This is a genomic window from Xanthomarina spongicola, from assembly GCF_003148645.1.
GTDB lineage: Bacteria > Bacteroidota > Bacteroidia > Flavobacteriales > Flavobacteriaceae > Xanthomarina > Xanthomarina spongicola.
The window spans coordinates 61,852-79,642 of sequence record NZ_QGGP01000005.1 but is presented as its reverse complement, the minus strand read 5'-3'; the positions used below and the strand labels follow the sequence as shown (position 1 = coordinate 79,642).

The 17,791-nt window shown below is 29.4% G+C and carries 22 protein-coding genes and 1 other RNA gene; 10 read left to right on the top strand and 13 right to left on the bottom strand.

The window, feature by feature from the left end:
• The first annotated feature begins 4 nt into the window (after positions 1–4).
• The 3 genes from LX78_RS10640 to LX78_RS10630 all read left to right on the top strand — a co-directional run bounded on the left by LX78_RS10640 (position 5) and on the right by LX78_RS10630 (position 1,205).
• Positions 5–241, top strand: a complete 237-nt coding sequence (locus tag LX78_RS10640; protein ID WP_109682647.1) for a hypothetical protein — start codon at positions 5–7, stop codon at positions 239–241.
• Between the two features lie 9 nt (positions 242–250).
• Positions 251–778, top strand: a complete 528-nt coding sequence (locus LX78_RS10635; RefSeq protein WP_109682646.1) for a hypothetical protein — start codon at positions 251–253, stop codon at positions 776–778.
• Positions 779–938: 160 nt separating this feature from the next.
• Complete coding sequence (locus LX78_RS10630) at positions 939–1,205, top strand: hypothetical protein (RefSeq protein ID WP_109682645.1); 267 nt, start codon at positions 939–941, stop codon at positions 1,203–1,205.
• A gap of 60 nt (positions 1,206–1,265) precedes the next feature.
• On the opposite strand, the gene ssrA is transcribed toward LX78_RS10630, so the two are convergent.
• Positions 1,266–1,660, bottom strand: a transfer-messenger RNA (tmRNA) gene (gene ssrA, locus LX78_RS10625).
• Positions 1,661–1,754: 94 nt separating this feature from the next.
• On the opposite strand from ssrA, the gene LX78_RS10620 reads away from it, so the two are divergent.
• Together LX78_RS10620 and LX78_RS10615 are read left to right on the top strand one after the other, a co-directional pair.
• Positions 1,755–2,957 (top strand): NAD(P)-dependent oxidoreductase, encoded by a 1,203-nt coding sequence (locus LX78_RS10620; protein WP_109682644.1) that lies wholly within the window; start codon positions 1,755–1,757, stop codon positions 2,955–2,957.
• Positions 2,958–2,973: 16 nt separating this feature from the next.
• Positions 2,974–3,756: an SDR family NAD(P)-dependent oxidoreductase gene (locus tag LX78_RS10615; RefSeq protein ID WP_109682643.1), complete on the top strand. Its 783-nt coding sequence runs from the start codon at positions 2,974–2,976 to the stop codon at positions 3,754–3,756.
• Positions 3,757–3,762: 6 nt separating this feature from the next.
• On the opposite strand, the gene LX78_RS10610 is transcribed toward LX78_RS10615, so the two are convergent.
• The 8 genes from LX78_RS10610 to LX78_RS10575 form a co-directional block, all read right to left on the bottom strand.
• Positions 3,763–4,536, bottom strand: a complete 774-nt coding sequence (locus LX78_RS10610; RefSeq protein WP_146192574.1) for a DUF6090 family protein — start codon at positions 4,534–4,536, stop codon at positions 3,763–3,765.
• Entirely contained in the window at positions 4,533–5,270 is a 738-nt protein-coding gene (locus LX78_RS10605) for a DUF6090 family protein (protein ID WP_170109843.1), read from the bottom strand. The genes LX78_RS10610 and LX78_RS10605 overlap by 4 nt, the downstream gene beginning before the upstream one ends.
• A gap of 48 nt (positions 5,271–5,318) precedes the next feature.
• Positions 5,319–6,107, bottom strand: a complete 789-nt coding sequence (locus LX78_RS10600) for a DUF6090 family protein (RefSeq protein ID WP_109682640.1) — start codon at positions 6,105–6,107, stop codon at positions 5,319–5,321.
• A 133-nt stretch (positions 6,108–6,240) separates the two neighbouring features.
• A complete protein-coding gene (locus tag LX78_RS10595) occupies positions 6,241–6,615 on the bottom strand; it encodes a ribosomal maturation YjgA family protein (protein WP_109682639.1) in 375 nt (124 codons plus the stop codon).
• A gap of 72 nt (positions 6,616–6,687) precedes the next feature.
• Positions 6,688–8,064: a cell envelope integrity protein CreD gene (gene creD / locus LX78_RS10590; RefSeq protein ID WP_109682638.1), complete on the bottom strand. Its 1,377-nt coding sequence runs from the start codon at positions 8,062–8,064 to the stop codon at positions 6,688–6,690.
• Between the two features lie 77 nt (positions 8,065–8,141).
• On the bottom strand, positions 8,142–8,435 hold the full coding sequence (locus tag LX78_RS10585; protein WP_109682637.1) for a winged helix-turn-helix domain-containing protein: 294 nt from the start codon (positions 8,433–8,435) through the stop codon (positions 8,142–8,144).
• 34 nt (positions 8,436–8,469) lie between these two features.
• Complete coding sequence (locus LX78_RS10580; RefSeq protein ID WP_109682636.1) at positions 8,470–8,760, bottom strand: hypothetical protein; 291 nt, start codon at positions 8,758–8,760, stop codon at positions 8,470–8,472.
• An 8-nt stretch (positions 8,761–8,768) separates the two neighbouring features.
• The gene (locus tag LX78_RS10575) at positions 8,769–9,377 is read right to left on the bottom strand and encodes a hypothetical protein (RefSeq protein WP_109682635.1); all 609 of its coding nucleotides are present in this window, start codon (positions 9,375–9,377) and stop codon (positions 8,769–8,771) included.
• 90 nt (positions 9,378–9,467) lie between these two features.
• Between LX78_RS10575 and LX78_RS10570 the strand changes: the two genes are divergently transcribed.
• Positions 9,468–9,830, top strand: a complete 363-nt coding sequence (locus LX78_RS10570) for a DUF1801 domain-containing protein (RefSeq protein WP_109682634.1) — start codon at positions 9,468–9,470, stop codon at positions 9,828–9,830.
• A gap of 6 nt (positions 9,831–9,836) precedes the next feature.
• Here LX78_RS10570 and kdsA read toward each other — a convergent pair whose 3' ends face one another.
• Positions 9,837–10,655, bottom strand: coding sequence for a 3-deoxy-8-phosphooctulonate synthase (gene kdsA / locus LX78_RS10565; RefSeq protein WP_109682633.1), 819 nt, complete (start codon positions 10,653–10,655; stop codon positions 9,837–9,839).
• 34 nt (positions 10,656–10,689) lie between these two features.
• The gene (locus LX78_RS10560; protein ID WP_109682632.1) at positions 10,690–11,049 is read right to left on the bottom strand and encodes a hypothetical protein; all 360 of its coding nucleotides are present in this window, start codon (positions 11,047–11,049) and stop codon (positions 10,690–10,692) included.
• 345 nt (positions 11,050–11,394) lie between these two features.
• Here LX78_RS10560 and typA point away from each other — a divergent pair, with 345 nt between their 5' ends.
• Positions 11,395–13,194: a translational GTPase TypA gene (gene typA / locus LX78_RS10555; RefSeq protein WP_109682631.1), complete on the top strand. Its 1,800-nt coding sequence runs from the start codon at positions 11,395–11,397 to the stop codon at positions 13,192–13,194.
• Between the two features lie 81 nt (positions 13,195–13,275).
• On the top strand, positions 13,276–13,521 hold the full coding sequence (locus tag LX78_RS10550) for a uroporphyrinogen decarboxylase (protein ID WP_109682630.1): 246 nt from the start codon (positions 13,276–13,278) through the stop codon (positions 13,519–13,521).
• Here the strand turns inward: LX78_RS10550 and LX78_RS10545 are convergent.
• Together LX78_RS10545 and LX78_RS10540 are read right to left on the bottom strand one after the other, a co-directional pair.
• Positions 13,518–14,675, bottom strand: a complete 1,158-nt coding sequence (locus LX78_RS10545; RefSeq protein WP_109682629.1) for a glycosyltransferase family 2 protein — start codon at positions 14,673–14,675, stop codon at positions 13,518–13,520. The genes LX78_RS10550 and LX78_RS10545 overlap by 4 nt on opposite strands.
• Entirely contained in the window at positions 14,659–15,936 is a 1,278-nt protein-coding gene (locus LX78_RS10540; protein ID WP_109682628.1) for a hypothetical protein, read from the bottom strand. Before LX78_RS10540 ends, LX78_RS10545 begins: the two co-directional genes overlap by 17 nt.
• Before the next feature lie 190 nt (positions 15,937–16,126).
• On the opposite strand from LX78_RS10540, the gene LX78_RS10535 reads away from it, so the two are divergent.
• Positions 16,127–16,336, top strand: a complete 210-nt coding sequence (locus LX78_RS10535) for a hypothetical protein (RefSeq protein ID WP_109682627.1) — start codon at positions 16,127–16,129, stop codon at positions 16,334–16,336.
• A complete protein-coding gene (locus tag LX78_RS10530) occupies positions 16,326–17,720 on the top strand; it encodes a nodulation protein NoeA (protein ID WP_109682626.1) in 1,395 nt (464 codons plus the stop codon). The genes LX78_RS10535 and LX78_RS10530 overlap by 11 nt, the downstream gene beginning before the upstream one ends.
• Positions 17,721–17,791 lie beyond the last annotated feature (71 nt).

The following is a 17,791-nucleotide window of genomic DNA, read 5'->3' as shown; positions in this document are numbered from 1 at the left end:
AAAAATGATTCAAGCCAAAATCTTATTTATAGAACAAGAAATTGTTAATAATTCCAAGGATAATTGGGAGAAATTAGAAGCAGTAAATAGCATTAAGTCTTTAATAAAACAAATAGATCTTAATGCCGAAGTTGTTCCATTAGAAAATGTAAAAAAAGTACGAAATCTATTAGAGTCTTTAAAAGAAGATTCATTAACCAAACAAGAAGTTTTAATAGTAAAAGAGCTCGTTAAATTTTAAACTAAACCAATGAAAAAAAGAATAATTGTATTTATAAACATAACATTATTTTTACTGGCAAGTCTGGTAATTGTAAATTGTAATTCTAATCAAAAGAAGTTTAAACCTGGTGGTTATATTAATGAAACAGAAACCATCTTTGAATCTAAAACGAATAAGATTTTATCAATAGATAGAATATTTTATAGAAAACTTCCAACTGTTCATAATGGTCTTATAGAAATTAAGCAACCCAAAGGAGAAGACTATGTTATAGTTGTAGTTAAAGAAACAGGAGCAGAGGATTTTGCTTTATTTATTATTGAAGATTTTAATTTGTTTTTAAAAAATGCTAGGTTTATTATAGAAAGTAGAGAAAAAGATGTTTTTATAGATGTAGACGATTTAAAATCTACTTCTATGAGAAAAAGTCTCTCTTTTGAAAGAGGAATATTTATTAGAAAAGAAGTGAATATTTCAGCTTCTGCTATTTTCGATTTATCTGAAAAAGACCTAAATGCAATGGAAGAAGCATACAATATGTATCTAAAAGAGTAAAAACTACACGTTAAACTAATATATTGGGTCTTAATCCGTTCTTTTATAAAGAATTAAAACATTTTATATAAATTTAATTAACAGCTCATTTATTTGAGTTTTCCCCAAATCTTGAAATCAATAACCTAGTATTATTTTTTATTAATTAAAATATATTATTATGATAGACGGATTTGTTATTATATCGATTCTTGCATTAATGTTTCTCTTTTTTTATTGGTATTCTTATTCTACTGTAGCTTCAGAAGATAAAAAACGTGCAGAAATATGGAAAAAAAGACATCAACTTGAAGAAGCATTTAATAAAAGAATGAAAGAAAGAGCTGAAATGAGGCGTCAAAAATTCGAAAAATTCATGAATCGTAGTAAAGAGATTCAACAAGAACTTATGAGATTACAAAAATCTAAAAGAATACAACATAATTAATTTGTTGTGGTTAGCTTACTTTGAAAAAGCCTCTAAAACATTAATGTTTTAGAGGCTTTTTTGTGGAGTCGGAGAGAATCGAACTCTCGTCCAAACAAGTAACCAAAGAGCTTTCTACACGTGTATTCTTTTCTTGGTTTTTCGTTTGCAAGCTGGTTAAAGACAACCTACTTACAACTTATCTTCTTTAGTTTCAAAAGTAACCCGAAGCGTATTACTTTCTATATTAACATTTACGATGCCTCTTATAGAACGCCGTTAATCAAGGCTTTCAGGAGACATTTAGCTTGTACACCTTGTGTACCTTGGCCAATCCTACTATAATTCGGATTAAGCAGCTAAAGCGTAGTTATTCTCGCCGTTTAAAAGTTTGACCTAGCCTTTTACGTGTTTCAAAGTCATTACACGACGTGCTTACTGTTTAATTAATCTCGCTGTCAAAACCAGTCGACCCCAAGTTTTAATTAACGAATGCAAAGTTATCAAAAAGTTTGGTAAACCTTGCAATTCCACTTATTTTCGTGCAAAAATTATTCCAATTTCTTAAATATGAAATTTGCCATTATAAAAGAACGAAAAAGTCCACCAGACAGACGAGTGGTTTTTTCACCAGAAAAACTTGCAGAAGCGAGAACAATGTTCCCAGAAGCAGAGTTTATTGTTGAGTCTAGTAATGTACGTGTGTTTCCAGATGAAGCATATAAAGCATTAGGATTTAAAGTTACTGATGATGTGTCAGATTGCGATGTCATGTTGGGAGTAAAAGAAGTTCCTGTGGAGCATTTAATACCAAATAAAAAATATTTTTATTTTTCTCACACGATAAAAAAACAGCCTTACAATAGGAAACTGCTTCAAGCCATGCTTGAAAAAAACATCGAGATGTACGATCATGAAACCATTGTTAAAAAAAGTGGAGCTAGACTAATTGGCTTTGGTCGATATGCTGGTTTGGTTGGAGCTTATAATGGATTTAGAGCTTTAGGATTAAGAGATGGATTATTTAACCTACCTAAAGTAGAGACGTTAGTAGATCTAGATGCAGTTAAGGCAGAATTAGATAAAATTACTCTTCCTAATATTAAAATATTATTGTCAGGAACTGGTAAAGTAGCAAAAGGTGCCAAAGAAATATTAGACCATCTTAAAATTAAAGAAGTTAGTGATGCATTATATCTTACTTCAAAATTTACTGAACCTGTTTATTGTATGACAGATGTTATGGAATATAATAAGCGCAAAGATGGTAAAGTTGGAGAAAAATGGGAATTCTATAAAGATCCAACAGGTTACGAAAGTAATTTCATGCCTTATGCCAAAGAAACCGACTTTTTTATAGCAGGACATTTTTATGGAAATAATGCACCTTATTTATTTACTAGAGAAGATGCCAAACATCCAGATTTTAACATCAATATGGTAGCAGATATTTCTTGCGATGTCGATGGTCCTGTGGCTTCAACTATAAGAGCTTCAACCATTGCAGATCCGTTTTATGGCTATGATGCTAAAACCGAAAAAGAAGTTGCTTATAATCAAAAAGGAGCTATTGCAGTAATGGCAGTAGATAATTTACCTTGCGAATTACCTAAAGATGCAAGTGAAGGTTTTGGCGTCATGTTTTTAGAAAACGTGATTCCAGCTTTTTTCAATAACGATGAACGTGGCATTCTAAAACGAGCAAGAATTACTGAAAACGGAAAGCTTACAGAAAGATTTTCGTATTTACAGGATTATGTGGATGGAAATTAATTTCAAATAAATTAATATGAATAAAACTGCTTTAGTTACAGGAGGTGCTTCGGGATTGGGATTTGAGTTAGCACTTTTGTTGGCTAAAGATGAATATAATCTGGTTTTAATAGATATTGATGCCGAAAAACTCAAGGAAGCAAAACAAGAAATTGAAACCAATTATTCAGTGAATGTTCAAATTTCAGCTAAAGATTTAAGTCAGATTAATATTTCTGAAGATATTATGGCTGAAATAGGAAATACACAGATTGATGTATTAGTCAATAATGCTGGCTTTGGTGTTTTTGGTGCTTTCCATGAGGTTGATTGGAACAGACAAGCACAAATGCTAAACCTTCATATTATAACCACAACACATTTAACAAAGCTAATTGTTGAAGAAATGGTAAAAAGAGGTTCTGGTAGAATTTTAAATTTATCTTCTTTAGCTGCTTTTCAACCTGGACCAATGATGTCACTTTATTATGCAACAAAAGGTTATATCTTGTCTTTCTCTGAAGCCATTGCTAATGAACTTAAAGGAACAGGAGTTACAGTTACTGCATTGTGTCCAGGACCTACAAAAACATCGTTTCAAAAGGTTGTAGCTAACGATTCTTCTGAAAATAAAATCTCCTTTAATATGGCAAGTGCTAAAGATGTGGCAGCTTATGGGTATAAAGCTATGAATAAAGGAAAAGTTTATGCTATTCCTGGAGGCTTTAATAAGATTTTAGCAACACTACCAAGATTTATTCCTAGAAATTCTGCAGCAAATATTGTTAGAAAAATTCAGGAAAAGAATAGGGAAGAATAAGAGGGTTTATTTATTCTGATTAATATTACTTTCAATTAACTCTAAAGTGCTTTTTAAAAATTTCATGATAGTTTCTTCATTTGTTGTAACGTAAGATTGATTCATATAATAATCAAATAAAAAGCTATCGATTTCAAGACTCGACAAAAACTTTATATAATTAGATTTTGGCACCTGAATAGGTTTAATTAGAATATCCCTTACATAGTCTTCCCGATTCATAAAAGCATCTTGATTTCTTGCAGGTAACAATTTATTTACTAAATGTGGCATATTATGAATCCAATAGTCTCTTCTAATAATAATATCCTCTTTGTAATCATTTAATTCACCTGTCCATTGATTCAATACATATCGTAATTTGGAATCCCTAATAAGCTCAAGATTTCCAGAAGAACTAAGGTCATTAATAACACCTAATCTAGCATCAAACGTAGCGAAATTATAAGCTTGACCGATCAAGCTATCTATGGTTCGCGTTTCAAAGTCTGTATTTTCATCAAAATTTAAAAGTGTTTTTATGGCATTTATAGAGCCTAGATTTATTTGATGGTCGAATTCTAGTTCTTTAATGTTTTGTTTAAATTCTTCTTGAAGACTTAATAAAATTTGTTGCTCTTTTGCAATATCTTTCCGGTTTTCATTCCAGTTGTTAATTTGTAATGCAATTAAAATACCAATAACCACAAGCACAATTTCGCCAATGGCGTATTTAAAGTACTTGGTTGTTTTATTTTGATTCATGAGATCGTATCTAATTTTTCGGAAGAATTTTATCATTTTGCTAGATTTTGATTAATCTGTTTAAGTATGAGTTCAATAAAACCATGTAATTCAATATCGTTCATGATTACAAAATCTTGATCTAATAAATACTTATAAAGATGGCCTTCAAATTCACGACTTTCTAATGCTTCAATATCATATCCGAAATTTGAATCCTCCATTTTTTTAGCTTCATACTTATCAGACCAACTAGCAAACGACATGTATTTATTACCATTTCTTATTGGTGCATATTTTGAAAAAAAGGGTTGTAATTGAAAATTCATTTGATCTCTTCTTATTATGATATCTTCTTCTATGTTATCGATTTTTCCAGCCCATTGCGTAAGGTTATTTCTAAGTGTAGCATCTTTAATAACGCGTAATTTTCCAGAGTTAATAATTTCATTTAAAACTCCAGATGTTGTGTTAAAGGAACCGTAAGAAAAAATAACCATAAAAAGACTATCTAATTTATTTGTGTTTTCTTTCATCTCTTTTTGCTGAATCATATCCAGTAAATCAATCGTTGCTTTTTGATTATTTTGGTTTATCAGCATATTAGTTTTTAAGTTTTCAAGGTTTACATTAAATTCAGAATGCAGATCCTCTAAAAGATGTTGTTCTTCGTTATTTAATTTACGTTGCTCGTTCCAGTTATTTACTTGTAATGCTAGTAAAATACCAATCATTACTAAAACAATTTCACCTATGGCATATTTAATGTATTTGGATGTTTTATTTTCCATAATAAGGTTTTGACGGATTTTTCTGAAGAATTTAATCATGTAAAGGAATTAGTTATTTTGAATTTTATTAATTTCATCAAGCATAAGCTGGCACAACTTACGTTGCTCTACTATGGTGTTTAATCCCACTTTAATTCCAGACATATAAAACCGAAGCTCTTCTAATAATACAGTGTTGCTTGTTAAATTGTCTAGAATGAGTTTACTTTCTAATTCATCAATATAGGGCTCGCAATCTTTAAGAATTTGCACAACTTTATCAGTAACATGACAATTATCCCACATATAGTTTTGAATTTTTGCAGGAATGAGTCCGCGTACCATTTTACGATAAGGAGGTTGAATCCCAACCGTGTGGCTGTATCTTTGAAGTCCACCTCCATGATAATAGGAGAGACTATTTCTTAATTTTACGCTTTGAATAAGCGAGAGTTCGCCGGAGCTTTTTAATTCTTCATAGGTTGATGTTATAGGTATAAAAGGCCAAATTTGACTGGCATGAAAAAAGGAAACTAGGACTTCCCAGTTGTTCTTAGGTTTTACATTATCTCCTTCTGCATAGGAAAGAGCCAAACTTCCATATTCAAAAACTTGTGTGTAAAATTCAATATTTAGGTCCAGTTGTATTAAGTCTGTCGCAATATTTTCTTGCAACCGTTCTAAATATACGGCTTCTTTTTTTTGTTCTTTTCGTTGTTCGTTCCAGTTATTTACTTGGAGGGCAAGAAGAATACCAACCATGACAAGTATAATTTCGCCAATGGCGTATTTAAAATATTTGGATGTTTTATTCTGTATAAGAAGATTTTGTCTAATACGACGAAAGAATTTCAGCATAAATAATGGTTGGTTTATTATTTAGGTTGTTAATGGTAATTTGAGGCTGATAATTCTAAAAGAATAGTAATTTACTAATTAAATTTAAATTTGAAGTATTATAAATTGTAAAGATGAAGATAGTTACTTTTAATTAGAATCGTTTCAGTTTGTATTCTATAGTTAGAATAGAAATAATTCCTAAAGTATAAGCTAAAAGATCTGTAATTTGAAATGTGTTGCCTAAAACAAGTTTAGCCATAGTATTGTTTTGAAGATTTAGTGCTTCCAGTAAGTTTAAAAGTTGTAAAAACTCGACTAGAAAAGCAATTAATAAGACACAAATTGCTACTTGAATTGGTTTTATAATAAGAAAACTTTTAATAAAAGAATATAAAAGAATGACCACTAGAAAATCTCCTAAAGTGTGCCTTATAAAGCCTGTCTTAAAATATTTTACAATGAGTATCTCTGTAAATAAAAGTGTTATAAAGACTAGAAAGTATGTCTTATTAAATTTCGATTCCATTTAATGTTATTTAATTTAAAAGTAACTTCAATATTCTATACAATGTTATGAAGATTGAAGTTACTTTTTTATTTATCCATTATTCCAGTCAATTTTTCTTGAAACAAACATAACGATTGCTAATATTAGAAATATACCAATACTTCCAACTAAGAGTGCATAATTTTCTAATTGAATTATTACATAAATAAAAGTATATAATGACGTTAAAGATATACCAATAAATAATGGAAATTTAAATGTTTTTAATATGGATTTAGCATATAATGTAATTAGTATAATAACTGATATACTAGCAACTAAATAGGCTTTTAAAAAATTACTATGTTCAGATATTGAAACTAATAAAGTGTAGAACATGATAAGTGCCAGTCCAATCATTAAATATTGAAACGAATGAATATTAATTTTGCTCATGGTTTGGATTAAAAAAAACACTAAAAATGTAAGCCCAATTACTAGAAAACCATATTTTGCTGATCGTTCACTTTTTTGATATTCATCTACCATAACCATAAATTTTGTGCCAAATGCAAACTCATTTAAATTTGGAATTCTATCGATATATTGTTGAGAAAAGGCTCTGTTTATATGAATTATTTTCCAATCTGCTTTAAACCCATTTTTTGTTATTTCCTTGGTTTCGTCGTTAGGTAAAAAATTCCCAATAAAGCTTGGGTCTGCCCAATTGGAGGTCATTTGTAAAGTGGTGGTTTTACCAATTGGAATTATTTGAATGTCTTCACTACCATTAAAAATCATACTAAAATTAAATTCAGCTTTTTTTAAATTTGTGAAGTCTAATTCATCCAAAAAATCTGACTCCAATTCATCTAAATAATTTAGATAATTATTAGTGTTCTCGTTGAATGTGGTTTCAAAAGGATAACTTTTGTTATTTACTTTGATGAGCATTTCATTTTTAATGCCTTTTAAATTAGTTGTTTTAATAATAATTTTTGCTCTGTCCCAAACAACATCTTCATTTTTAATGCCTTTTTTTTCTAAATTTGGATTAATAAATTGACCACTAAAATTCATGTTGGTTGTAAATACAGCAGACTCAAAATTACCTCTTTTTAGTGTTTTAGAATTTGCATCTACAATAGAAGTAAGGTTTTCAGGAAAAATGTATGCGTATTTTATTTGAGTTTTAGTTTCTGTTAAATATGTTTTTGTGGTTTCGTTATAAGTCTTAGTTTCTAAATAGGTTTTATATGGCAACTTTAAAATTGGACCATAAACCATGACATGGTTTCCCCATTTATTATTTATTTCAGTAACAACATCTTTCTGTCTTATTGATCTTTCTGTAATTAAACTATTTATATAAGAGAGAGGTATAAGTAATACAATTATTAAAAAACCTACTATAATCATCCTAGCAGTAATTGAAGTTTTAATCCATTGTCCAAATTTGTTTGTGTTTTGTTTTTCTAATTTTTCCATGTTGTTTTTGTTTTTAAAGTACTTTGAAATGCAAAGTAAATTGATAAAAAAATAGCAAGTGTTTGTTAATTGATATATTATTGTTTATTTATTAGTTTCTCGAGAGCTTCAATATGTTTATTAAATGCAGTTTTACCAAGTTTTGTAGTGGCATAACGCGTATTTGGTTTTCTGCCTATAAACTGTTTTTCTACTGTAATATAATCAGCCTTTTCTAGTGCCTTAGTATGGCTTGCTAAATTACCATCTGTAGCACCAAGCAAATCTTTAAGCGTGTTAAAATCGGCATACTCATTAACCATTAAAACAGACATAATGCCTAATCTAATTCTGTGGTCAAAAACTTTATTAATATTATTTATAATGCTCATAATAATTTCCTTGTGAAGGAATTTAATCTAAAATTTAACTTCCAGCCAATGGCGTTCCAAACAGTCCAACAGCAAGTTCTATCCATGTTAATACAAGTAAAGCTATAATAATTAAGAAGAATACGATTCTATTTTGTCTTGTTTTTACTTTTCTTATAACAAGTTCTAAGAGGAAACCAGTTCCAAATAAAAGTACTCCAGCTATAATAAAATCGAATACACTCCAATTAACTTCTGTAGAGAACTGCATAGCAATTAATGGAATCAAGAGTATTAGTGTAGCAAAAAGCAAAATGCTTTTTAATCTTTTGTTTTGTGTCATCATTTAAATTATTAGTTCTTGTCGTATTTAAAATGCATCCAGGTTCCATAAACTATATGCATAATTCCAAAGCCTAAAATCCACAGCCAAAAGCCATAACCTGGAAATAAGGCACATATTAAACCTAATATTATTTCAATAAATCCTAGATAACGAATATTTCCAATACTATATTTAGATGCATTTATTAATGCCAATCCGTAAAAAATAAGCATTAAGGCTCCTGTTTGTCCATATTTTTGTTGATTTAATATTATTAAAATATAAAGACCACCAACTATTAAGGGAATTAAAAAATTAGCGACTAAGCGTTTAGAAGTTCCATCCCATATTTTTTCATCTTGTTTTTTAGCTTTTCTTGTGGTTAAAATAACAGCAGTAATAATACTAAAAATGGCTATTAAAGCTAAGTCTAACAAAATTAGTCTATATATATATCCATCTAACATTAATGTTCCATTACTATATGTCATTACTAACCAATATGCAATTGCTGCACCAATTATAGCATATATTCCTGCAAGAACACCTGATAAACCACTAAGGGAAATAAAACGAGACGACTTATTCATTATCTGTTTAATCTCGCTTATATCATTTAAATAATTTTTTGATTCCATATTAAAGTACTTTGAATTACAAAGTAAAAAAATTATTTTTAATTATCAGCTTATATTTTTGTAATTTTTCAAATTATTAATTTTTATTATTTGAAACCAGCAGAAGCGTACATATTAAAACAATCGGAACCTTTTCGAGCTATCATGATGCATTTACAAGCTGTAATTGAATATACTTTACCAGTTGCCGAATTAGAATATAAATGGAAATTGCCATGTTATTATATAGGAAAGAGACCTATTTGCTATATCAACCAAAGTAAAGATTATGTGGATGTGGGCTTTTGGCATTCAGCCCATTTATCCAAAAAGTTTGATAGTTATTTGGTAAGTGAAAACCGGAAAATAGTTAAATCGCTTCGCTATAAAACTTTAGAGGAAGTTGATGATGATGTCCTTATCGCAATTCTTAAAGAAGTCGAATTGCACAAAGACAAATCTTTTTGGAAATAGGTTGTTTTATAAAGTGTTTACAACCTTTCTAATGGCAACCAGATTGGTTAATAATTCTTCCAAATTATCTAAATGTAGCATGTTGGCTCCATCACTTTTTGCATTTGCTGGATCGAAATGAGTTTCTATAAATAAACCATCTACATTGTTCACTATACCTGCTCTAGCTATAGTTTCAATCATATCTGGTCTGCCACCTGTAACACCAATACTTTGGTTTGGTTGCTGTAAAGAATGCGTAACATCTAGAATAGTAGGAGCATATTCACGCATGGTTGGAATGCCACGAAAATCGACAATCATATCTTGGTAGCCAAACATGGTACCTCTATCTGTAATCCATACCTTTTGGTTTCCAGCATCTTTTACTTTTTGTACCGCATGTTTCATAGCTTCAGGACTCATAAATTGTCCTTTTTTAAGATTCACTACTTTTCCTGTTTGAGCAGCAGCTACTACTAAATCTGTTTGACGTACCAAGAAAGCTGGAATTTGTAATACATCTACATATTCGGCAGCCATAGCAGCATCAGAAATTTCATGAATATCTGTAACAGTAGGAACATCAAAGGTGTTTGATACTTTCTGTAGAATCTTAAGCGCTTTTTCATCTCCAATACCTGTAAAACTATCAATGCGACTTCTGTTTGCTTTTTTAAAGCTTCCTTTAAAAATATAAGGAATTTCTAGCTTATTGGTTATGGTAATTACTTTTTCAGCGATACGCAAAGCCATGTCTTCACCTTCAATAGCACAAGGTCCAGCTAAAAGGAAAAAGTTATTAGAATTGGAGTGCTTTATTTTAGGGATCTCGTTAAGATTCATCTGCTTAAAATTTTAAGCCACAAAGATAATCAATTTAGAATGCTTTTTTCATACTATTTCTTATCATCCAAAGAGACATGGTAAAGTTGGTTAAAACAAACAAACCACCTAAAACAATAAAACCTTTAAAAGTTTCTGATATTGAAATAATATTAAGAATATCAGATAGGTATGCTAGTATGAGATAAGACGAAATGCAAACAAAAATAATTCCTAATGAAAAATTTAAATTCTTATTAGGTTTTACTAATTGCCATATAAATGGAATACCAAGTAATAAAATTGGGTATGCAGTTAGACCTTCACTCTTATTTAGACTTGTAAATAAGTAAATAATTACAGCAATAAAATAAAGGTAGGGTACAAATTTCGAGTATTTACTAATCAGTTTCATCTTTAAAAATTTAAGGTTAATACCTGTTTTTATTAAGATGTAAATTGCCTATTTGTGGTTAATTACTGGTTAGTATGGCTATTTACTATTAATCAATTATTAAACGAAAGATACTAATAGATAGTATGTTTTTTTTAAACTATAACAATTTATTAACTAAACCAATGTTTCATTTGTGAGTTTAGAAAATAAATTAAAACTATTAATTATCAGATGGTTATAGTAAGAGTGTTAGATTTAAAGTCTTAAATTATTTATTTTTTTGTCAATCAATAATAAATTGTATAGATATCATTTTACATTGGAATTTAATGTACCTTTGCACGCTTAAAATAAGGCACTATTATGGCTAATATTAAAAATATTGCAATTATTGCACACGTCGATCATGGTAAAACAACCTTGGTAGATAAAATTATGTATCACTGTCAACTATTTAGAGAAAACCAAAATACTGGTGATTTAATTCTAGATAACAACGATTTAGAACGTGAAAGAGGAATTACAATTACCTCTAAGAACGTTTCTGTTGTTTATAAAGACACAAAAATAAATATCATTGATACTCCTGGTCACGCCGATTTTGGTGGAGAAGTAGAACGTGTACTTAATATGGCTGATGGTGTTTTACTATTAGTTGATGCTTTTGAAGGTCCCATGCCTCAAACGCGTTTTGTATTACAAAAAGCAATTGATTTAGGTTTAAAACCTTGTGTGGTTATAAATAAAGTGGATAAAGAAAACTGTACTCCTGATGAAGTACATGAAAAAGTTTTCGATCTTATGTTTGAATTAGGTGCTGAAGAATGGCAACTAGATTTTCCAACAGTTTATGGTTCTGCTAAGAACAACTGGATGAGTGACGATTGGAAAAACGAAACTAAAAATATCGAGCCATTATTAGATATGGTTATCGAACATATTCCTGCTCCAAAAATTCCAGAAGGAAATACGCAAATGTTAATTACGTCTTTAGACTTCTCATCTTTTACAGGTCGTATAGCTATTGGACGTTTAACTCGTGGTCAATTAAAAATTGGACAAAACATTTCTTTAGTAAAAAGAGATGGTAAAATTGTAAAGAATAAAATTAAAGAACTACATGTTTTTGAAGGTTTAGGACGTTTAAAAGTAGATGAAGTTCAAACTGGAGATATTTGTGCTATTGTTGGACTAGAAGGATTTGAAATTGGTGATACTGTTGCCGATTTTGAAACACCTGAAGGTTTAAAAACAATTGCTATTGATGAACCAACAATGAGTATGTTGTTTACAATTAACGATTCTCCTTTCTTTGGAAAAGATGGAAAGTTTGTAACATCTAGACATATTAAAGATCGTTTAACTAAAGAATTAGAAAAAAACTTAGCATTAAGAGTTGAAGAGACTGATAGTGCAGATAAGTTTATTGTTTTTGGACGTGGTGTTTTACACTTATCGGTTTTAATTGAAACCATGCGTCGCGAAGGTTATGAGCTTCAAATTGGGCAACCACAAGTAATCATTAAAGAAATTGATGGTGTTAAATGTGAGCCTGTTGAAGAAATGACAATCGATTTACCTGAAACTGTTTCTGGTAAAGCTATTGAAATGGTTACGATGCGTAAAGGTGAAATGCTAAGCATGGAAGCAAAAGGAGATAGAATGGTGTGTCAATTTATGGTGCCTTCTAGAGGTATCATAGGTTTACGTAATCAATTATTAACAGCTACTGCTGGAGAAGCAATTATGGCACATAGATTTAAAGAATATCAACCTTTAAAAGGAGGTATTCCAGAACGTCAGAATGGGTCTTTAGTGTCTATGGAAAAAGGTCAAGCAATTCCTTATTCTATTGATAAATTACAAGATAGAGGTAAGTTTTTTGTTGATCCAGGTGAAGATATTTACGAAGGTCAAGTAATTGGTGAAAACTCTCGTGGAGACGATATGGCTGTTAACGTAACTAAAACTAAAAAATTAAGTAACGTTCGTAGTTCTGGAGCAGATGATAAAGCGAAGATTGTACCTGCAATTAAGTTTTCATTAGAAGAAGCTTTAGAATATATTCAAAAAGATGAGTATGTTGAGGTAACACCAAATTTCTTACGTTTGCGTAAAATTTACTTAACAGAAGTAGAGCGTAAAAGAAATAAAAGTATCTAATTATTATACTTAAATAAAAATATTAAAAGAGGAATTCTACTAAAGGATTCCTCTTTTTTCAGCTTTAATAAGAACTATATTATGGAATTATTTGGAATTACAGGAACAGAGTACGTAGGTTATATGGCTTCTTTAATGGTGCTTTTATCTTTCACTATGAAAGATGTAAAAAGATTACGCTTAATAAATATGACAGGATGTGTCTTATTTATAATTTACGGGTTTTTAATGCCTACAATACGAATTGGGTTACCAATAATTATAGCTAATGCTGCTATATTTTTAGTTAATGCATTCTATCTATTTAAAATAAAAAAAGCAGTTTAAGCTTTATTTTTTAATCCTAGTATACTAAAAAATAAACTAAAGAAAATTATTTGCATCCCTAAGAGGATAGTAAATACTGCTGGAATTACAATTCTTAAAGTTTCTGAAGGATTTAGTTCTCCAAAATTTGAATGCTTCCAAATATTGAGCCCATAATAACTCAAAGCGATTCCTACTAAAACAAATAACACTCCAATAATCAATCCCGTTTCAAGATTTAAATATTTAAATAATTTATTATAACGGTTACTTTTAGGAAGCAATTTGTTTTCAACGGCATAAACTTTAGTTAGTGCATAAAACACAATAAACTGAAAACCTACAAGCACTAAACTGGATGTGTAAAGCAACGTGTGAATGTCTAATTGAATATTATTAATAACAATTGGTTGGCTAATAATTATTGCTGAAGCTATAAACCCAATTAATATTGAAAGAATTCCTGGAATTAAAAATAGCCATTGTGGGCTGTATAAAAGTAAAAATCTTAAATGTCTCCAGCCATCTCGCCATGTGTTTAAGTGAGGTTTTCTAGTTCTTCCATCTGGTTTTAGAGTTGTAGGAACTTCTGTTATAGAAAGATTATTAAGTTTAGATTTTACAATCATTTCTGAAGCAAACTCCATTCCTGTGGTTTTTAAATCCATCTTATAGAAGGCTTCTTTGCTAAACCCTCTTAAACCACAATGAAAATCGCCAATATTAATTTTATAAAATAAGCGTCCTAAAAAGGATAGTACAGGATTTCCTAAATATTTGTGTAAAAATGGCATAGCACCTTTTTCTACACCTCCTTTAAATCGGTTACCCATAACTAAATCATTGCCAGCTCTTAGTTCTTTTAAAAAAGGTAAGAGCGCTTCAAAATCGTAACTATCATCAGCATCTGCCATGATAATATATGTTCCTGAGGCAGCTTCAATACCACCTTTTAATGCGCTTCCATAACCTTTCTCTTCTACAGGTATAACTTTAGCATTTAAGCTTGTTGCAATGTCTTGCGAGCCATCTGTACTACCATTATCTGCAATAATAATTTCGCCTTCAACTTGATTATTATCTAAAAAACGCTTCGCTTTTGTAATACATATCGCTAGGGTTTCAGCCTCATTTAAACATGGCATTACAATAGATAATTCAAGTTTTTTTTCCATGTTTTATTATTTTAATTAAGAGAACAAATATTAAGAAAAATAAGGAATAATTATAAAAAAGATACCTTATTATAGAGTGACTGGCAAAAGCAACAATTAATGCATTAGATAGGATTAAACTAGCCATGAAGAACATAAAAAGATATATTTTGTTATCTGATATGATGCTTTTTATGAAACTGAATATTAAAACAAAAACAATAAATAACAACAAGAATACCGATTTAAAACTATGGACAAGATTATTGTAATACAGCCTTAACCAGTTATTAAAATTGTTTTTTACAAGTATAGGATACATGCTTTTACTTGTTTTTTCTATTGCAATCCTAGCATCTACAATATTGTAGCCTTTGTCTAAATAATATTGAGTGCCTCTATCATGCAATGTAAAATTGCATAATTTTGAAACATTATTATGAAAATGTTTATAATCATCTTTTGGTGTTGCTCTATTTTTACTAGATAATAACCAATTGTTTTCAGTTAAAAATGCATGACAATCTTTAAATATTTCTTTGTCATCATCGGTTTCAATAAATTGAATATCTGAAGCTTGACTAACGTATAAAGAAGCACCAGAGGCACTAATAAAAGAAAAAGGCGTTGATACAAATCTGCCATCTTTTAATATATGATAGCTTTTATCCATTACAGTTGCTATAAATGGAATGAGTAATAGTAAAAATATTTTCTTAAGATGTATTCCCTTTAATGCTGAACCTTTAACCTTTAAAATGTAGATGACTAAAACAATAATAGGAAGTATTATAAATTGCCCTCGAGTTAATGTTAATAGGATATAACTTATAAGTAGAAGTATAAAAGTTTTTCTATTGAATCTATTTAAGAAATCGAAAGAAAATGTTAGAAAAAACAGATATAATGGATAGCTTAAGCCTTCAGAGCAAATATTATTTGCAACATATAATGGTCCAAAAAAAGGAAATAGCAAAATTGCTACCAATATGAATTTTGTAAGATAATTTAGTTGAAGGACTTCTGTCAGCTTTTTAGCAGTAAAATGAACAGCAACTAGCCCAAATAATAATTGAATTCCAACAGTAACCAAATCGAAATAATTTTGGAATACAAATTTTAAGAATTTAGTAAAAATAGGATAAACAGGATATCTATAAATAGCAGCATTTAAATAACTAGCTGTGTCTGGAGTGTAGATAGCATCTTGAAAAATTAAAAAAATGAAACTAAAGAAATACATTCCATAGATAACAATGTCCTTAAGTTTAATGTTTTTCAATTTTGGTTAGATTTATTTCACAAAATAAATGAATAATTATTAATAAAAGGTATTTATTAAAATTTCTTAAAAAATAGCAGATAAGTAGACTTTTGTGTTTTATTTCAATTAAGGTTTGATTGTAAGAATCCTATTATTTTTTTTACTTATAAAAAGAAATTAAGTTTACTATATTTACAAAAATTTCAATATGACTTTTCTTTATTTCGATCCTGCAATTGGAGCCATGATTGTTCAAGCTATAGTAGCTGCAATAGCAGGCGTTTTGTTGTTTTCTAAAAACTTACTTTTAAAAGTAAAGGTGTTTTTTGGATTAGCGAAGTCTAAGGAAGAGGACTTATTTGACGATATAGAAATTGAAAAGTCTGAAATAGAAAAGAAAGATTCTAGTGACTCATAAAAAAGCACATCCAGCTTCGTTTAGAGATCCTTCTGGTTTTATGTTTGTTGAAGAAGGGATAGTTAAACGACAAATAAACCCTATTTATTTTAAACAGTATCAAGCACTTAAAGACTCAGAATTTTTTAACACACTGTTTAAGAGTAATCTGCTTATTCCTCATGAAGAATTATCTCATTCTTCAGAACAAATTATAATTCAGCCAGAACAAATTCCGTTTATAACCTATCCATACGAATGGTGTTTCAATCAATATAAAGAAGCTGCTTTATTAACCCTTAAACTGCAAAAGTATAGTTTAGAAAAAGGATTTTCCTTAAAAGATGCATCAGCTTTTAATGTTACATTTCATAAAGGAAAAGCAATTTTTATAGATACACTATCTTTCGATTTTTATATAGAAAATTCGCCTTGGAGAGCATATAAACAGTTTGTGTCTCATTTTTTAGGACCATTGCTTATGGCTCATTATCATGGTGCACAATCTTTAAAGTTAATGAGTAATTATATAGATGGTATTCCGTTAAATATGATTGCATCTATGTTGCCATTTAAATCTAAATTGAATCCTTTTTTATATTCAAACATTCATCTGTTAGCAAAATTTGAGGATAAGTATCATGAAGATTATAAAGGCGAATCGAAAGTCAAGTCTTTATCTAAAAAAGCGCAATTAAATATCATCCAAAGTCTGTATGATTTTATTAAAAAACTATCCTTAAAGGAACATTCTGAATGGGGAAATTATTATAATAAGACAAATTATTCTGATGCTGCATTTAATTTAAAATCTGATATCATTAACAATTGGATCTCTAAATTAAATGTCAAAACAGTTATTGACGTTGGTGGTAACGATGGTACTTTTGTTAGAAGAATAACGTCTAATTTAGAACAAGCGTTGGTTTGCGATATTGATAATAACGCAGTCGATTATAATTATAAAACTATTAAGGAAAATAAGGAGCGTTTTATGTTGCCTTTTGTTTTAGATGTTTTAAATCCTTCAGCATCCATTGGTTTTAATAATGAGGAAAGAACTTCCTTTATAGAACGCATTACAAAATATCAACCAGATATTACTTTGGCATTGGCAGTAATACATCATATGTCATTATCTGAAAATGTTACCTTTGAGATGTCTGCACAATTTTTTGCTAAATTTTCTAAACATCTTATTATTGAGTTTCCTAAAAGAGAGGACTCTTGGGTACAAAGACTGTTAAATAATAAAGCTGATTTTAAAGATTATTTCGGGTTTTATAATATAGAAAATTTTGAAAAAGCCTATACAAATTACTTCGAAATTATTGAAAAAAAACCTATTGAAAACTCAGAAAGAGTCATGTATTTATTAAAAACGAAACATTATAAAAACTATTAATAAGATTAGGGCAAATATCCTTTCATTTATTAGTAATGATAAAGAGTATCCAATTATAGCAGCTATTTCGG

What these genes read in the sequence shown, in the direction of transcription:
- LX78_RS10550 (WP_109682630.1), top strand. Translation starts at nt 13,276, where the DNA reads ATGGAATTATTTGGAATTACAGGAACAGAGTACGTAGGTTATATGGCT.
- kdsA (WP_109682633.1), bottom strand. Translation starts at nt 10,655, where the DNA reads ATGAATCTTAACGAGATCCCTAAAATAAAGCACTCCAATTCTAATAAC.
- LX78_RS10535 (WP_109682627.1), top strand. Translation starts at nt 16,127, where the DNA reads ATGACTTTTCTTTATTTCGATCCTGCAATTGGAGCCATGATTGTTCAA.
- creD (WP_109682638.1), bottom strand. Translation starts at nt 8,064, where the DNA reads ATGGAAAAATTAGAAAAACAAAACACAAACAAATTTGGACAATGGATT.
- LX78_RS10585 (WP_109682637.1), bottom strand. Translation starts at nt 8,435, where the DNA reads ATGAGCATTATAAATAATATTAATAAAGTTTTTGACCACAGAATTAGA.
- LX78_RS10640 (WP_109682647.1), top strand. Translation starts at nt 5, where the DNA reads ATGATTCAAGCCAAAATCTTATTTATAGAACAAGAAATTGTTAATAAT.
- typA (WP_109682631.1), top strand. Translation starts at nt 11,395, where the DNA reads ATGGCTAATATTAAAAATATTGCAATTATTGCACACGTCGATCATGGT.
- LX78_RS10575 (WP_109682635.1), bottom strand. Translation starts at nt 9,377, where the DNA reads ATGGAATCAAAAAATTATTTAAATGATATAAGCGAGATTAAACAGATA.
- LX78_RS10615 (WP_109682643.1), top strand. Translation starts at nt 2,974, where the DNA reads ATGAATAAAACTGCTTTAGTTACAGGAGGTGCTTCGGGATTGGGATTT.
- LX78_RS10610 (WP_146192574.1), bottom strand. Translation starts at nt 4,536, where the DNA reads ATGATAAAATTCTTCCGAAAAATTAGATACGATCTCATGAATCAAAAT.
- LX78_RS10620 (WP_109682644.1), top strand. Translation starts at nt 1,755, where the DNA reads ATGAAATTTGCCATTATAAAAGAACGAAAAAGTCCACCAGACAGACGA.
- LX78_RS10635 (WP_109682646.1), top strand. Translation starts at nt 251, where the DNA reads ATGAAAAAAAGAATAATTGTATTTATAAACATAACATTATTTTTACTG.
- LX78_RS10630 (WP_109682645.1), top strand. Translation starts at nt 939, where the DNA reads ATGATAGACGGATTTGTTATTATATCGATTCTTGCATTAATGTTTCTC.
- LX78_RS10600 (WP_109682640.1), bottom strand. Translation starts at nt 6,107, where the DNA reads ATGCTGAAATTCTTTCGTCGTATTAGACAAAATCTTCTTATACAGAAT.
- LX78_RS10580 (WP_109682636.1), bottom strand. Translation starts at nt 8,760, where the DNA reads ATGATGACACAAAACAAAAGATTAAAAAGCATTTTGCTTTTTGCTACA.
- LX78_RS10545 (WP_109682629.1), bottom strand. Translation starts at nt 14,675, where the DNA reads ATGGAAAAAAAACTTGAATTATCTATTGTAATGCCATGTTTAAATGAG.
- LX78_RS10605 (WP_170109843.1), bottom strand. Translation starts at nt 5,270, where the DNA reads ATGGAAAATAAAACATCCAAATACATTAAATATGCCATAGGTGAAATT.
- LX78_RS10560 (WP_109682632.1), bottom strand. Translation starts at nt 11,049, where the DNA reads ATGAAACTGATTAGTAAATACTCGAAATTTGTACCCTACCTTTATTTT.
- LX78_RS10595 (WP_109682639.1), bottom strand. Translation starts at nt 6,615, where the DNA reads ATGGAATCGAAATTTAATAAGACATACTTTCTAGTCTTTATAACACTT.